Raw genomic sequence first — 14,240 nt, forward strand, 5'->3', positions numbered from 1 at the left:
GAGACCCTCATGGATCGACGTTCGTTCATCGCCGGCAGCGCCGGCGTCGCCCTCTTAGGCGGCCCCTTCGCCGGAGTCGCCGCGGCCGGCACTCGCGCCACCCGCGTCCACGGAGCCGACTACGGCCCGCTGGCCCCCGTCGCCGACCTGCGCGACGGCGTGGTCCGCCTGGAACTCCCGAAGGGATTCGCCTACCGGTCGTTCAACCCCGCGGGCAGCGACTTCACCCAGGGCGGCGTCACCCCGGGCCGCCACGACGGCATGGCCGCCTTCGCCGGGCCGCGCGGCACCGCGATCCTGGTGCGCAACCACGAGGTCAACGGCCCGGTCGGGGCCTTCGGCGACGTGACCGCCGCCTACGACCCGGCGGCCGGCGGCGGCTGCGCCACGCTCACCGTCACCCGCTTCGGCGAGGTCGTCAGCTCCGGCGTGTCGCTGAACGGCACCCAGATGAACTGCTCCGGCGGCCCCATGCCGTGGGGAGCCTGGGTGACCTGCGAGGAGACCGTCAACGGGCCCGACGTCGGCAACGACTTCACCGGCGCCGACAACACGCTGCTCAAGCAGAAGCACGGCTACATCTTCGAGGTGCCGCTGCGGCGGGACGCATCCCGTACACCCATCAGGAAGGCCGGTCGGTTCGCCCACGAATCGGCGGCCTTCGACCCGGGCAGCGGCGCGATCTACCTCACCGAGGACAACTTCGGCTTCCCGTCGGGCTTCTACCGCTACCTCGCGCCCAGGCACCCCGGACGGGCGGGCCGGATCCTCGACGGCGGCCGGCTCCAGATGCTCGCCGTGAAGCGCAGCCCGCGCGAGGACCTGTCGGTCGGGCTCGCGCCGGGCTCGACGTGGGAGACCACCTGGGTCGACATCGACGACCCCGACCCCACCTTCACCGTGAAACCCACCAACGACCAGGCCATCCAGTACGTCGGCGCCCAGGGCCGCGAAAAGGGCGCGGCGCTGTTCTCCCGCCTCGAAGGGGCCGTGTACGACGACGGCGTGATCTACTTCGTCTCCACCCAGGGCGGCGCGACCGCACCCGGCGAGACGCCGCCGTCGGGGTTCGGCAAGGGCCGGGGCCAGGTCTTCGCCTACGACACCCGCTCCGGACGGCTGCGCCTGATCTACGAGTCGCCCTCGTCGCTGGCGCTCGACCTGCCCGACAACATCACCACGAGCAGCCACGGCACGCTGGTCCTCTGCGAGGACGGCGACGGCGGCAACTACCTGCGCGGGCTCACCCGGCGCGGCCAGATCTTCGACTTCTCCCGGCTGATCAGCACCGACGGGGGCGCGGAGTTCGCGGGGGCCTCGTTCGGGCCGGGTGGTCACACCCTGTACGTCAACGTGCAGTCGTCCCAGGGCCTGTCGTTCGCCATCTGGGGACCATGGCAGAAGGGCGGCTTCTGAGAGATCAGAAACCGCCCTCGCCTGATGGCCCAGTTCATCCGCAGGTGACTCGGACGACCTCGGCCAGTCGTTCGGCCATCTCCGTCGCCTGGTCGTGCGAGGCCGCCTCGACCATGACGCGGATCATCGGCTCGGTGCCGCTCGGCCGGATCAGCACCCGGCCGGTGTCGCCGAGCTCCAGCTCTGCCTGCGCGACCGCCGCCAGCAGGGCGGCCTCGCCGGCGCGGTTCTTGTCGACGTTCTTCACGTTGACGAGGACCTGCGGCAGCTTCGTCATCACCGAGGCCAGCTCGGCCAGCGGCTTGCCGGAGCGGGCCACCGCCGCGAGCAGGTGGAGCGAGGTCAGCAGGCCGTCGCCGGTGGTGGCGTGGTCGAGCATGATGACGTGCCCGGACTGCTCGCCGCCGAAGGTGAAGCCGTCCTCCCGCATGCGCTCCAGCACGTAGCGGTCGCCGACGGCCGTCTCGACGACCGTCACCCCCGCTTCGCGCATGGCCAGCTTGAAGCCCAGGTTGGACATCACCGTGGCGACGACCGTGTCCTTGGCCAGGCGGCCCTCGGCGCGCATCTCCATCGCGAGGATCGCCATGATCTGGTCGCCGTCGATCTCGGCGCCGTCGGCGGTCACCGCGAGGCAGCGGTCGGCGTCGCCGTCGTAGGCGATGCCCACGTCGGCCCCGCGCGCCAGCACCGCCGCACGCAGCGGTCCCAGGTGAGTGGAGCCGACGCCGTCGTTGATGTTGAGGCCGTCGGGGGCGGTGCCGATCGTCTCGACCTCGGCCCCGGCGCGCAGCAGCGCCTCGGGAGCCACCATGTGGGCGGCGCCGTGGGCGCAGTCGACGACGACCCGCAGACCGTCGAGACGGTGCGGCAACGAGCTCAGGACGTGGGAGACATAGCGTTCGGTCTCGCCGTACGCCTCCCGGACCCGGCCAACGGCCGCGCCGACGGGACGTTCCCACTTCTCCCCGAGACGCCGCTCGATCTCGTTCTCCACCGCGTCGGGCAGCTTGAAGCCCTGCCGGGTGAGGAACTTGATGCCGTTGTCGGGCGCCGGGTTGTGCGAGGCCGAGAGCATGACACCGAGGTCGGCTCCCAGCTCAGGGGTCAGATGAGCGACCGCCGGGGTGGGCAGCACGCCGAGACGGAGCACGTCCATGCCAGACGACGCGAGGCCGGCGACCACGGCGGCTTCGAGGAATTCCCCCGAAGCGCGCGGGTCCCGGCCTACGACGGCGAGCGGGCGGCTCCTCCCGGCATCGCGCAGGACGTGCGCGGCGGCCACGGACAGGTCCATGGCCAGCTCGGCGGTGAGGTCGCGACCCGCGACCCCACGTACCCCGTCGGTGCCGAAGAGGCGGCCCAACTTAACGCTTGCTGTACTGCGGAGCCTTACGGGCCTTCTTGAGGCCGTACTTCTTCCGCTCCGTGGCGCGGGCGTCACGGGTGAGGAAGCCGGCCTTCTTCAGCGGCGGCCGGTTGGTCTCCGCGTCGAGGATCGCCAGCGCGCGGGACAGGCCCATGCGCAGGGCGCCGGCCTGGCCGGTCACGCCGCCGCCGTCGATGCGGGCGATGACGTCGAACTGCTCCTCGGCGCCGAGCACCACGAAGGGCTCGTTGACGATCTGCTGGTGGACCTTGTTCGGGAAGTAGACGTCGATGCTACGACCGTTGATCGTCCACTTGCCGGTGCCCGGAACGATCCGGACCCGGGCCACGGCCTCCTTGCGGCGGCCGGTGCCGTACGAGTTGCCCGTGGTGACGGGCTTGCGCACGGGGGCGTCGGCGGCGGGGGCCGACTCGGTGGTGTACTCGGACGGGAACTCCTCGCCCGCGAATTCCTCGACGTCGCCCTCGACGAGCGTCTCGGTACCGATGGTCTCAGCCACGGTTCTCCTCTTAACTTTTCTGGCTCGGCGTTACTGGGCGATCTGAGTGATCTCGAAGGGCACCGGGCTCTGCGCCTGGTGCGGGTGCTCCGGACCGGCGTAGACCTTGAGCTTCTTGGCCATCTTCCGGCCGAGGGCGTTCTTGGGCAGCATGCCCTTGACGGCCTTCTCGACGGCCCGGTCGGGACGCTTCTCCATCAGCTCGCCATAGGTGACCGAGCGCAGACCGCCCGGGTAGCCGGAGTGGCGGTAGGCCTTCTTCTGCTCCAGCTTGTTGCCGGACAGAGCGATCTTGTCGGCGTTGACGATGATCACGAAGTCGCCGGTGTCGACGTGGTTCGCGAAGATCGGCTTGTGCTTGCCACGGAGCAGGACCGCGACGTGGCTGGCCAGCCGGCCGAGCACGACGTCGGTGGCGTCGATGACGTACCACTGACGCTCGACGTCGTTGGGCTTCGGGGTGAACGTGCGCACGGCAGTGCCTTCTGTCGAATGGTGAACAGTCGGAGGTCGCGCGGGCACACGGCGGCACAACCATCCGTCTCCACACATACGGGAGATGACGCCGGACGCGCCGTGTTCAGTCAGCGAAGGACTGAAGCACACACAACGATCCACCACCATACCCGGTGCCGTTGACTTGAGCAAAACGCAACGGTCCAAAACGGAGCGCTTACTCCGCTGCCCTGATCTGCGGGTCCGGTACCCATCCGGTCTCTCCATTCTCATTTTCAACAGGCTCTCGGATCCCTATATTTGGCTGCGGTATGTGGCAGAACCCTCACAACCGGCATTCCCAGCCAAGCGCCCGACGCGGGACGCTGCTGGGCGTTCTGGCATGCGTGCTGGCGGTCCTGGTCCTCGGCATCGTGATCGGCAGGATCACCGTGCTGGGCAACGGCTCCAGCGAGGTCTACCTGCGCGACAACCAGCCGGCCGCCAAGGCGACCCCGTCGCCGCCGCCCCGCAACCGGCCCGGGCTGGTCCCGGTCGCTCCCGTGGGCGGCGAGGAGTCGGTGGCCCCCTCCACCCGCGGCGAAGCAGGCACCAGGCTGCCCCCGGTCAGCAGCCACGTGGCCGAGCTCGAAGCGAACGTGGTGTTCTTCGTCAACGAGGCCCGCGTCAACGCCGGCTGCCCCAAGCTGCGGATCGACCACCGGCTGGTGGCCTCGGCCCGGCAACACTCGGCCGAGATGGCGGCGACCGGGAAGTTCGTCCACGAGTCGCCCGACGGCGCGAGCCCCTGGGACCGCATGACCCGCGCCGGCTACCGGCTGGGCGGCGCCGAGAACATCGCCAAGGGCTACCGGAACGCCGCCGACGCGGTGAAGAGCTGGCTCAACAGCCCCTCCCACCGGCGCAACATCCTCAACTGCCAGCTCACCGTGACCGGGGTCGGCGTCACCCTCGAACCCGGCGGGCCGTGGTGGACGCAGGACTTCGGGTATTCCTGACCCGGTCTGCGGTTAATCTCAAGGTCATGGGTTCCCCCGCCAGACGCCGGTTCGCCGGCGCCGTCCCCGCCGGTCTGGTCGCCACCCTGGTCGTCGGCCTCGTCACCGGCTGCTCCGACGGCGCCGCCCCGCCCGCCGCCACCACTTCGGCCGCGCCCAAGCCGAGCCTGCCCGTCGCCCCCGGAGGCACGTTCGGGTACGCCGCCGCGCGCGAGACCGACCCCGATCCGCTCACCCTGAACGAGATCTTCGGCCGGAGCCGCTTCAAGAGCAACGGCAGGTCCTACAAGATGACCGTCCGCGAGATGGAGAAGAAGGACTGCAAGAACGCGGTCACCGGCGAGAAGCTGCAGAAGGCCCTGAAGTCGGCCGGCTGCAACCAGCTCGCCCGCGCCAGCTTCCACGACGCCAAGGGCACCGTGATCGGCACCGTCGGCGTCGCCAACCTGAAGACCAGCAAGGGCGCCAAGACCGTCGCCGGGGCCGGGGCGGGCAAGGAGCGCAAGGACTACCTCAAGCCCCTCGCGGGCGACGACGACCACACCAAGGAGCTCGGCGACGGCGAGGCCTATGCCGGGGGCTGGACCCACGGGCATTATGCGATTCTGCTCTGGTTCCAGTTCAAAGACGGCCACGAACCGAAGAAAGCCGAGCTCAAGCGCCTATACCAGGCGGCCGTCGACATCACCGACGCCACCGTGTTCACCGCGCTCGACACCAGGTCAGTGCGGGGTGGCCGAGGCTAGCCCGATGCGGAAACGCCCATAGCGGCACGACGATCTCGCGTGCGCCGATACGCTTCCGGGTATGCGTGGCCAGGATTCCGCCTCCGAGCACGACCACGAGGGCAAGGTGCCCCCGCCCAGTTTCGGGCAGTCGGCTCGTGACGAGAACTACCCGCAGCCCGGAGAGGGCTCCGGCAACGGCTGGTTCGCCGTCCCGACGACCCGCCCTGCCCAGCCGGAGTGGCCACCCGCTCCCGCCGCCCGGCCCGCCGAGCCCCCGACGTGGCCTCCGGCCCCGGCTCGCGAGCCCGCGGAATCCGGCGGCTGGTTCGCCCCCGAAGACGCGGAACGCTCCGACGAACCCGGCTCGACCTGGCCGACGCCCCGCTCGTGGCAACCGCCCGCGCCGGTGACCGAGCACACCCCCGAGGCTCCCCCGGCGGGCCACTTCGGCTTCCCGAAGGCCTCCGCCGATCCCGTCCAGCCCTCTGCCTGGCCTCCTCCGGCCTACGATCCGCAGACCGAGGAGACCCGCGACCCGAGGGCCCCCTGGCCGATCCCCGCCGCCCCCGAGCCGGAGATCCAGCCGGCCTGGCCGGCCTACGACCCGCAGACGGAGGAAACACGGGACCCCAGGGCCGCCTGGCCCGCCCCCGTGCCTCCCGACGAACAGGGCGACACCGGCTCGGCCTGGCAGGGAACCGAGGAGACCCTCGACCCCAAGGCCGCCTGGCCTACCCCCGCGCCTCCCGAGGAACAGGGCCACACCCGCTCGGCCTGGCAGGGAACCGAGGAAACCCGCGACCCCCAAGCCGCCTGGCCCGCCCCCGCGCCACCCGAGGAACAGGGCCACACCCGCTCGGCCTGGCCCGCCCCCGTCTACGACCCGGGAACCGAGGAGACGCGCGACTCCCGCGCCGCCTGGCAACCGCCGCAGGAAGACGACACCCGGGCCGCCTGGGCGCCCGTCCCGGAAGGCGACATCGACACCCAGGACACCCGGGAGGCCTGGCCGCCCCCCGTCTACTCCCCTGACACCGAGGAGACCCGCGACCGCGACGCGGCCTGGCCGGTCCCCGCCTACGACCCCGAGACCGAGGAGACCCGCGACCACGGCAAGGCCGGTTCGTGGCCGCCCGCTCCGGCGCAGCAGTGGCCCGGGTGGCCCGCCGCGCCCGCCGCGCCCACCGTGCCCACCGCGGAGCCGCCGGCGCCGGTGGAGGAGCCCGCGGCCGTCGACGCCACCGCCTCCGGTCTCCCCCCGCTCCCCGAGTGGCCCGCCGCCGAGACCGAGCGCCCGGGTGAGCCGGGTGACATCGCCGTCTGGCCGCCGCGTCTGCCGGGCGAGGAATCCGCCGCCCCCGCCGAGCCGGTCGAGTCCCACGACGACCCGCCCGTCTACCCGCGTCACTGGCCCGCGGCCGCCCACCCGGCCGAGGCGCCCGCCGAGGCCGACACGGGGGTGGCCACCGTCCCGGGCGACCGCCCCGAGGCGACGCCGTGGCCGCCCGCGCAGCAGTGGGCCAGCGACACCGGCACCCCGTGGCCGTCGGCCGCGATCCCCGGCGAGGAGCCCGCCGAGACGACGATCCCCCGCGAGGAGCAACCGGCCTTCCAGGAGGCCCAGCATTCATCCGCCGCGGTGAACGGCACCGCGGCCGACGTCCCCACCGATCCGGAGATGCCGTTGCAGAAGGTCGACCCCAAGCCGGAGCAGACGCAGGAGAACCTGTTCACTCCCCCCGTGCCGCCGGCCGCACCGGCGTCCCCGGGGCGAGGGTTCGAGAGCCTGGGCGCCGCGCCGGTGGCCGAGGGGATCGTCCATCCGCCGCTGCCCAAGGGCTACCGCCCGGCCGAGGCCGCCCCGATCATCGAGGTGCCCGCCAAGAAGAAGGGCGGCGGCGCCAAGAAGGTGCTGATGGCCGGCGGCGCCCTCGTCGTCATCGCGGCCATCGGGGCGTCGGCCTACATGGCCTACTCGGGCGAGGAGGAGCCGGTCGGCGAGGTCGCGGCTCCCCCGGTCACCAACGCCCCGGCGGCCCCCGGCGGCGAGGCCGAGCCCGCCCCGACGGTCGAGGCGGCGATGCTCGACTCGGAGGCAACCGACCCCCGCAAGCTGACCCTCAACGAGGCCTTCCCCGACGAGAAGGTCAGCGTGAACGGCCGCACCTTCAAACGCGTCAAGGTCAACATCACCGACGACTGCGCCTCGGCCGCCGCCGGCGCGTTCGCCAAGTCCCTGACGGAGAACGACTGCCGCCGGGTGCTCCGCGCGACCTACGTCGACGGCAAGAAGCAGTACGCCGTCACCACCGGCATCGCCGTCCTCCCCACCAAGGACGCGGCCCTGGCCGTCGACCAGACCAAGAACCTCGGCAGCAACCTGTGGTTCCGCGGCCTCAACGGCGACCCCGACTCGGGCGCCGACCGGGTCGCCATCAGCGGCGGCTACGCCGCCGGCATGGTCTGGGGCCGCTACATCGTCTTCAGCTACGCCACCTACGCCGACGGCCACACCCCGGGCGAGAAGGAGAAGGACCTCGGCCCGGTCAGCGGCGCCTTCCGCGACCAGACGGCCGAGATCATCGAGAAGCGCGTCACGAGCTGAGCGTGCGCACCCGGCGGGTCATCTCCGCCCGTCCCGCGAGTTCGGCGTCGGCCGGGTAGCTGACCTCCTCCAGGGTCAGCCCGACCGCCGGCGCCACGTGCACGCCAGAGTCGCGCACCGCGCGGCGGAGCACCTCGCCCGGCCATTCGATGGGCTGCCGCCCGTCGCCGACCATCAGCAGCGACCCCACCAGCGCCCGGACCATCGAGTGGCAGAAGGCATCCGCGACCACCGTCGCCGTCAGGAACGTCTCGCCGCGCTCCCACGACAACCGCTGGAGTTCGCGGATCGTGGTCGCGCCCTCGCGCTTCTTGCAGAACGCCGCGAAGTCGTGTTCGCCGAGCAGTGCCGCCGAACCGGCGTTCAGCAGGCCGACGTCGAGGGGGCGCTGATACCAGAGGACGTCCTTGCGCCGCAGCGGGTCGACTCCCCCGGCGTTGTCGCTCACGCGGTAGCCGTACCGGCGGGAAAGGGCCGAGAAGCGGGCGTCGAAACCGGGAGGGGCGACGCTGACGCGGTTCACCCGCACGTCGGGAGGCAGCACCCCCGCCAGCCGCCGCAGCAGCATGGCGGGCCCCTCGATGTCGTCGGCCAGGTCGACGTGGGCGACCTGGCCCCGCGCGTGCACGCCCGCGTCGGTGCGGCCCGCCACGGTCAGGGACGGGGGTTCGGGCAGGCGCAGGATGCGGCCCAGGGCGGCTTCGAGCTCTCCCTGGACGGTACGCCTGCCGGGCTGCTTGGCCCAGCCCGAGAAGTCGGTCCCGTCATATCCCAGATCGAGCCGCAGCCGCATCGACACACCCCTTTGGTGAAAAAGAAACGGGTCCGGCGTCCCACGGGACGCCGGACCCAGAAAGCCCGAAGGATCAGGCCTCGTCGTCCTTCTTGGCCTCGGTCTCGGTGACCTCGGCCTCGTCGGCGGAAGCCGCCGCCTTGGTCTCCTCGACCTCGTCGATCTCCGCGGCCTTGGGCTCCGGCGCCGGGGCGGCGGCGGGCTCGGGGGCCTTGCGGGTCGTGGTGACGGCGTTCAGCGGCTCGCTGACGAGCTCGATGACGGCCATGGGAGCGGCGTCACCCTTACGCTGACCGATCTTGGTGATCCGGGTGTAGCCACCGGGACGCTCCGCGAAGGAGGGGGCGATCTCGGTGAAGAGGTGGTGCACGACGCCCTTGTCGCGGACGACGGTCAGCACCTGGCGACGGTTGTGGATGTCGCCCTTCTTCGCCTTGGTGATCAGCCGCTCCGCCAGCGGGCGCAGGCGCTTGGCCTTGGCCTCGGTGGTCTTGATCTTCCCGTGCTGGAAGAGCTGCGTCGCCAGGTTCGACAGAATCAGCTTCTCGTGCGCCGGGGAGCCACCGAGACGGGCGCCTTTGGTGGGCTTGGGCATGACATGCTCCTTTGGATAACCCGCCCCGGCCGTATCAGGTACCGGGGTCGGGCCGATCAGACGATCGTTCTATCTGGGAAAACTCAGTACTGCTCGGTCTCGATGAAGCCGCCGTCCTCGTCGTCGTAGCCGCCACCGGCGACAGCGGACGGGTCGAATCCGGGCGGGCTGTCCTTGAGCGCGAGACCCATCTCGTGCAGCTTCTGCTTGACCTCTTCGATGGACTTCGCGCCGAAGTTGCGGATGTCCAGCAGGTCCTGCTCGCTGCGCGCGACGAGCTCGCCCACGGTGTGGATGCCCTCGCGCTTGAGGCAGTTGTAGGACCGGACCGTGAGGTTGAGCTCCTCGATCGGCAGCGCCAGGTCGGCCGCCAGGGCGGCGTCGGTCGGCGACGGGCCGATGTCGATGCCCTCGGCCTCGACGTTGAGCTCACGGGCCAGGCCGAACAGCTCGACGAGGGTCTTGCCGGCCGAGGCCACCGCGTCGCGGGGCTTCATGCACGGCTTGGTCTCGACGTCGAGGATCAGCCGGTCGAAGTCGGTGCGCTGCTCGACACGCGTCGCCTCGACCTTGTAGGTGACCTTGAGCACCGGCGAGTAGATGGAGTCGATCGGGATGCGGCCGATCTCCTGGCCGGGCTGCTTGTTCTGGGCGGCGGAGACGTAGCCGCGACCGCGCTCGACGGTCAGCTCCATCTCCAGCTTCGCCTTGCCGTTCAGCGTGGCGATGTGGAGGTCGGGGTTGTGCACCTCGACACCGGCCGGGGGCGCGATGTCGGCGGCGGTGACCTCGCCGGGGCCCTGCTTGCGCAGGTACATGACCACCGGCTCGTCGTGCTCGGAGGAGACGACCAGGTTCTTGAGGTTCAGGATGATGTCGGTGACGTCTTCCTTGACCCCGGGAACGGTCGAGAACTCGTGGAGCACACCCTCGATGCGGATGGAGGTCACGGCCGCGCCCGGAATGGACGACAGCAGCGTGCGCCGCACGGAGTTGCCGATGGTGTAACCGAAGCCCGGCTCCAGCGGCTCGATGACGAACTTGGACCGGTGCTCCTCGAGGGACTCCTCGACGAGACTGGGACGCTGTGCGATGAGCATGCGTGATTCCCTTCACAGACGGCGGCGCCCGCTATTTGACGCCACTCGACAACAACCATGATGCCGCACGATCCGGTCAAACCGGACCATGCGGCATCAAGGAGCACTACTTACTTGGAGTAGAGCTCGACGATGAGCTGCTCCTGGACCAGCGTGTCGATCTGCTGGCGGACCGGGAGCTGGTGCACGAGCACCCGCATGGCCTCGGGGGCGACACCCAGCCACGCCGGGACGGTCTTGTCACCGGCGGTGGCGCGGGCCACCTCGTAGGGCATGAGGTTGCGCGACTTCTCGCGGATCTCCACGATGTCGTGCTCGCGGACGCGGTAGGACGGGATGTCCACCTTCTTGCCGTTCACGGTCACGTGGCCGTGGCGGACCTGCTGGCGGGCGGCGTCGCGCGACTCGGCGAAACCGGCGCGGTAGACCACGTTGTCGAGACGGCTCTCCAGGATCTGGAGGAGGTTCTCGCCGGTCTTGCCGCTCTTGCGGTTGGCTTCCTCGTAGTAGTTGCGGAACTGCTTCTCGAGGATGCCGTAGATGCGGCGGGTCTTCTGCTTCTCACGAAGCTGGAGCTGGTACTCAGACTCCTTCGGCCGACCGCGACCGTGCTCACCCGGGGGGTAAGGACGGATCTCGATGGGGCACTTCGCGGACTCACACTTCTTGCCCTTGAGGAAGAGCTTGGTCTTCTCGCGGCGGCAGAGCTTGCAGTCCGCACCCGTGTAACGAGCCATTTTTTCTTATCTCCTGGACGTCAGACGCGGCGGCGCTTCGGCGGACGGCAACCGTTGTGCGGGACCGGCGTCACGTCCTGGATGGACCCGACCTCGAGCCCGGTCGCCTGGAGCGAACGGATCGCGGTCTCCCGGCCGGAACCGGGGCCCTTGACGAAGACGTCGACCTTGCGCATGCCGTGCTCCATGGCGCGGCGGGCGGCGTTCTCGGCGGCCATCTGGGCGGCGAACGGGGTGGACTTACGGGAGCCCTTGAACCCGACGTGGCCGGCGCTGGCCCAGGAGATCACGTTCCCGTTCGGGTCGGTGATCGAGACGATCGTGTTGTTGAACGTGCTCTTGATGTGGGCGTGCCCGTGAGCGACGTTCTTCTTTTCCTTGCGGCGCACCTTCTTGGGTGCGCCCTGGCGGCTCTTCGGCGGCATTTAAGCGCTATCTCCTGAAATGGGCTGCAGCTAAGGACTACTTCTTGCCCGGCTTCTTCTTGCCGGCCACGGTCTTCTTCTTGCCCTTGCGGGTACGCGCGTTCGTCTGCGTCCGCTGACCGTGGACGGGCAGGCCCTTGCGGTGCCGGATGCCCTGGTAGCAGCCGATTTCGATCTTGCGACGAATGTCGGCCTGAACTTCGCGGCGGAGGTCACCCTCGATCTTGAAGTTCGCCTCGATGTAGTCACGCATGGGCACGAGCTCGGTGTCGGAGAGCTGGTGCACGCGCAGGTCGCCGGAGACGCCGGTGGCGTTCAGGATCTCGAGCGCGCGGGTACGGCCGATGCCGTAAATGTAGGTGAGAGCGATCTCCAGCCGCTTGTCGCGGGGGAGGTCGACGCCAACCAGGCGAGCCATGGTCGGGCATTCTCCTTCGTTTCGCGGAGGTCCTGCGCCCCACGCCCCTCCCCAATGCCCGGGGTGAGGGCCCCGGCCTCCGACCGGGGGTCTCCCGCGTGGTTCACCCCGGAAAGGGGCGCCTTCGCGAGTGTGGCGCGCGATTACAGACCCGGCCCCGCACATGCGTCGAGTCCGTCACCGTGGACGGACTCAGCAGGGGCCGGTGGCGACTAGCCCTGACGCTGCTTGTGGCGCAGGTTGTCGCAGATCACCATGACTCGACCGTGCCGGCGGATCACCTTGCACTTGTCACAGATCTTCTTGACGCTCGGCTTGACCTTCATAGTCCTTAATCGTTCCTACTTGTACCGGTAGACGATCCGGCCGCGAGTGAGGTCGTAGGGGCTAAGCTCCACGACGACCCGGTCGTCCGGGAGGATGCGGATGTAGTGCATGCGCATCCTGCCGCTGATGTGGGCCAGGACCTTATGGCCGTTGTCGAGCTGCACCCGGAACATGGCGTTCGGGAGCGACTCGACCACAGTGCCCTCGATCTCGATGGCGCCGTCTTTCTTGGCCAAAAGTTCCTCACGTTTCACTGATGCTCGGTCGTCTGAGGCTTCGGAACACTAATCAGCCGCGACCTTCAGGCGTACAGAGAGCGGCGGCGGCAAGGCCGCCACGCAAAAGGTCATAGTGAACCGACAAAGGAGTGTACGGCAACCCGGTGCGGAACGCGAAACGATCACGCAGAACGGGCCCTCGTACACAACCGCATTCCAGGATAGCGCAAAACCGGGCCCACCCGTCCGGCACCGCCGACATGCCGGATCGGGTGGGCCCGGTGGCTTCGCGCCCGGGCGGCCCGCTCAGCCGGGACGCCCGGTGGCCGGGGGACTCCCACCCGGCCGACAAAGATCACCTACCCGGAGACAACCCGGTCAACGAGCCCGTAGGGCAAAGAGTCCGCATGAAAACGAATAGGGCCCGTCCTTGTCAGGACGGGCCCCGCTTTTTCAGGTGCGGCACGACTCAGAAGGCGTCGTTCCAGCCACCGCAGTCGTCGAACCGGTTGGTGCCCTCGCAGACCCGGAAGTCCACGTCCTTCACGAAGCCCTTCTTGAAGCCGAAGAACTTGTCGAAGTCGCCGTGGCCGAAGGACGTGTTCTTGAACCACTTCGTGTGGCTCTTGCCGAAGCGGTCGGTGTAGCGGTACCAGACGTACGACCACTGACGGTCGCGGTCGGTGTCGAAGAGGTCGCCGTAGAACCAGTACTGGTTGCCGGTCTTGGTCCAGTAGCCCTTGAAGTAGGAGCGGTGGCTCTTCTCGAACTTGTCGCCCCAGTGCGAGTAGTAAGGGCCGAAGAAGTGCTTGGACGAGGCCGCGGCGGAGCCGGCCGAAGCGGTGGCGCCGGCGGTCGCGGGGGCGGCCATGGCGCCGGCCATGAGACCGGCGGCGAGGGCGGTGCCGGCGAGAACGCGGGGGAGCTTGCGCATGTGTCTGTCCTCCAGGGAGACCGTCCGGAGATGCTGCTCATCTCCGGACACCGCTCACATTAGGAAGGCACAACCCGCTGTTCTGTGGACGAATGCACACTCACTCGCGAGCGTGCACAACGGCACATTCAGGACCCCAATTCCCGCTTTTTATCGCCATTCTGACTTTGGGCGAGCGTGGAGATGAGCAGGCCGATCCCCCACGGCCCCATCACCCACAACGGCCAGGGGTAGACCGGTCCCCCGCTCGTCATCGCGACGACCACCCAGACGGCCCAGTTGATCAGGGAGACGAGGGCCCAGGCGCTCCAGGCCCGTTTCAGGTTCTCCGACACTGGCTTGGCCTGCGGCTTCATCGGCTCGGGACGCGCGGGGAGGTTCCGCAGGTCGATGTCCGGCAGGTCGCGGGTGAGCACCCGGAGCTCGCCGAACGTCTTGGCGGCATAGGCCGCCTCCAGTCGCTCGCCGAACTCCTCGGCGTTCAGGCGCCCTTCGACCATGTGCTCCCGAAGGGCGGCCGCGACCTTCTCCCGGTCGGCGTCAGAGGCGCGCATCTCCGGACTGAATGCCATGGCCGAACCTCCAAATGCGTCTTTTTACC

General features: G+C 69.6%; 17 protein-coding genes. 4 read left to right on the forward strand and 13 right to left on the reverse strand.

Translation table 11 applies throughout. From position 1 onward, the window contains the following. Window positions 1-9: 9 nt before the first annotated feature. Window positions 10-1,416, forward strand: a complete 1,407-nt coding sequence (locus tag AW273_RS03395; RefSeq protein ID WP_062345021.1) for a PhoX family protein — start codon at window positions 10-12, stop codon at window positions 1,414-1,416. A 34-nt stretch (window positions 1,417-1,450) separates the two neighbouring features. Here AW273_RS03395 and glmM read toward each other — a convergent pair whose 3' ends face one another. The 3 genes from glmM to rplM are packed head-to-tail and all read right to left on the reverse strand — an operon-like array spanning window position 1,451 to window position 3,779. Continuing rightward, the gene (glmM, locus tag AW273_RS03400) at window positions 1,451-2,782 is read right to left on the reverse strand and encodes a phosphoglucosamine mutase (protein WP_062345024.1); all 1,332 of its coding nucleotides are present in this window, start codon (window positions 2,780-2,782) and stop codon (window positions 1,451-1,453) included. A 1-nt stretch (window position 2,783) separates the two neighbouring features. Further along, window positions 2,784-3,305 carry a 30S ribosomal protein S9 gene (gene rpsI, locus AW273_RS03405; RefSeq protein ID WP_030451466.1) on the reverse strand — a complete coding sequence of 174 codons (522 nt, stop codon included), beginning with the start codon at window positions 3,303-3,305 and terminating at the stop codon, window positions 2,784-2,786. 30 nt (window positions 3,306-3,335) lie between these two features. Then, window positions 3,336-3,779, reverse strand: a complete 444-nt coding sequence (gene rplM / locus AW273_RS03410) for a 50S ribosomal protein L13 (RefSeq protein ID WP_062345026.1) — start codon at window positions 3,777-3,779, stop codon at window positions 3,336-3,338. Window positions 3,780-4,147: 368 nt separating this feature from the next. Between rplM and AW273_RS03415 the strand changes: the two genes are divergently transcribed. From AW273_RS03415 to AW273_RS39020, 3 genes are all read left to right on the forward strand, one after another. Continuing rightward, window positions 4,148-4,759, forward strand: coding sequence for a CAP domain-containing protein (locus tag AW273_RS03415; RefSeq protein WP_062345028.1), 612 nt, complete (start codon window positions 4,148-4,150; stop codon window positions 4,757-4,759). 26 nt (window positions 4,760-4,785) lie between these two features. Next, window positions 4,786-5,505, forward strand: coding sequence for a hypothetical protein (locus tag AW273_RS03420; RefSeq protein WP_062345030.1), 720 nt, complete (start codon window positions 4,786-4,788; stop codon window positions 5,503-5,505). Window positions 5,506-5,566: 61 nt separating this feature from the next. After that, window positions 5,567-8,092, forward strand: coding sequence for a hypothetical protein (locus tag AW273_RS39020; protein ID WP_062345032.1), 2,526 nt, complete (start codon window positions 5,567-5,569; stop codon window positions 8,090-8,092). On the opposite strand, the gene truA is transcribed toward AW273_RS39020, so the two are convergent. The 10 genes from truA to AW273_RS03475 form a co-directional block, all read right to left on the reverse strand. Continuing rightward, entirely contained in the window at window positions 8,082-8,885 is an 804-nt protein-coding gene (gene truA / locus AW273_RS03430) for a tRNA pseudouridine(38-40) synthase TruA (protein WP_062345448.1), read from the reverse strand. The two genes, AW273_RS39020 and truA, sit on opposite strands and share 11 nt — an antisense overlap. A 73-nt stretch (window positions 8,886-8,958) precedes the next feature. Continuing rightward, the gene (gene rplQ, locus AW273_RS03435; RefSeq protein WP_062345035.1) at window positions 8,959-9,480 is read right to left on the reverse strand and encodes a 50S ribosomal protein L17; all 522 of its coding nucleotides are present in this window, start codon (window positions 9,478-9,480) and stop codon (window positions 8,959-8,961) included. 83 nt (window positions 9,481-9,563) lie between these two features. Next, complete coding sequence (locus tag AW273_RS03440; protein ID WP_030451474.1) at window positions 9,564-10,580, reverse strand: DNA-directed RNA polymerase subunit alpha; 1,017 nt, start codon at window positions 10,578-10,580, stop codon at window positions 9,564-9,566. 110 nt (window positions 10,581-10,690) lie between these two features. Beyond that, window positions 10,691-11,317 carry a 30S ribosomal protein S4 gene (rpsD, locus tag AW273_RS03445; RefSeq protein WP_030451475.1) on the reverse strand — a complete coding sequence of 209 codons (627 nt, stop codon included), beginning with the start codon at window positions 11,315-11,317 and terminating at the stop codon, window positions 10,691-10,693. A gap of 20 nt (window positions 11,318-11,337) precedes the next feature. Then, window positions 11,338-11,742 carry a 30S ribosomal protein S11 gene (gene rpsK, locus AW273_RS03450; RefSeq protein WP_020542285.1) on the reverse strand — a complete coding sequence of 135 codons (405 nt, stop codon included), beginning with the start codon at window positions 11,740-11,742 and terminating at the stop codon, window positions 11,338-11,340. 37 nt (window positions 11,743-11,779) lie between these two features. Beyond that, window positions 11,780-12,160 carry a 30S ribosomal protein S13 gene (gene rpsM, locus AW273_RS03455; RefSeq protein ID WP_062345037.1) on the reverse strand — a complete coding sequence of 127 codons (381 nt, stop codon included), beginning with the start codon at window positions 12,158-12,160 and terminating at the stop codon, window positions 11,780-11,782. A gap of 212 nt (window positions 12,161-12,372) precedes the next feature. Further along, window positions 12,373-12,486, reverse strand: a complete 114-nt coding sequence (gene rpmJ / locus AW273_RS03460) for a 50S ribosomal protein L36 (protein WP_003956441.1) — start codon at window positions 12,484-12,486, stop codon at window positions 12,373-12,375. A gap of 15 nt (window positions 12,487-12,501) precedes the next feature. Continuing rightward, the gene (gene infA, locus AW273_RS03465; RefSeq protein ID WP_030451477.1) at window positions 12,502-12,723 is read right to left on the reverse strand and encodes a translation initiation factor IF-1; all 222 of its coding nucleotides are present in this window, start codon (window positions 12,721-12,723) and stop codon (window positions 12,502-12,504) included. Window positions 12,724-13,174: 451 nt separating this feature from the next. Beyond that, window positions 13,175-13,639 carry a hypothetical protein gene (locus tag AW273_RS03470; protein WP_062345040.1) on the reverse strand — a complete coding sequence of 155 codons (465 nt, stop codon included), beginning with the start codon at window positions 13,637-13,639 and terminating at the stop codon, window positions 13,175-13,177. Between the two features lie 128 nt (window positions 13,640-13,767). After that, window positions 13,768-14,211 (reverse strand): DUF1707 SHOCT-like domain-containing protein, encoded by a 444-nt coding sequence (locus AW273_RS03475; RefSeq protein WP_062345042.1) that lies wholly within the window; start codon window positions 14,209-14,211, stop codon window positions 13,768-13,770. Between the last annotated feature and the right edge of the window lie 29 nt (window positions 14,212-14,240).

This window comes from Herbidospora yilanensis (assembly GCF_001570565.1).
In the GTDB taxonomy this organism is placed as follows: domain Bacteria; phylum Actinomycetota; class Actinomycetes; order Streptosporangiales; family Streptosporangiaceae; genus Herbidospora; species Herbidospora yilanensis.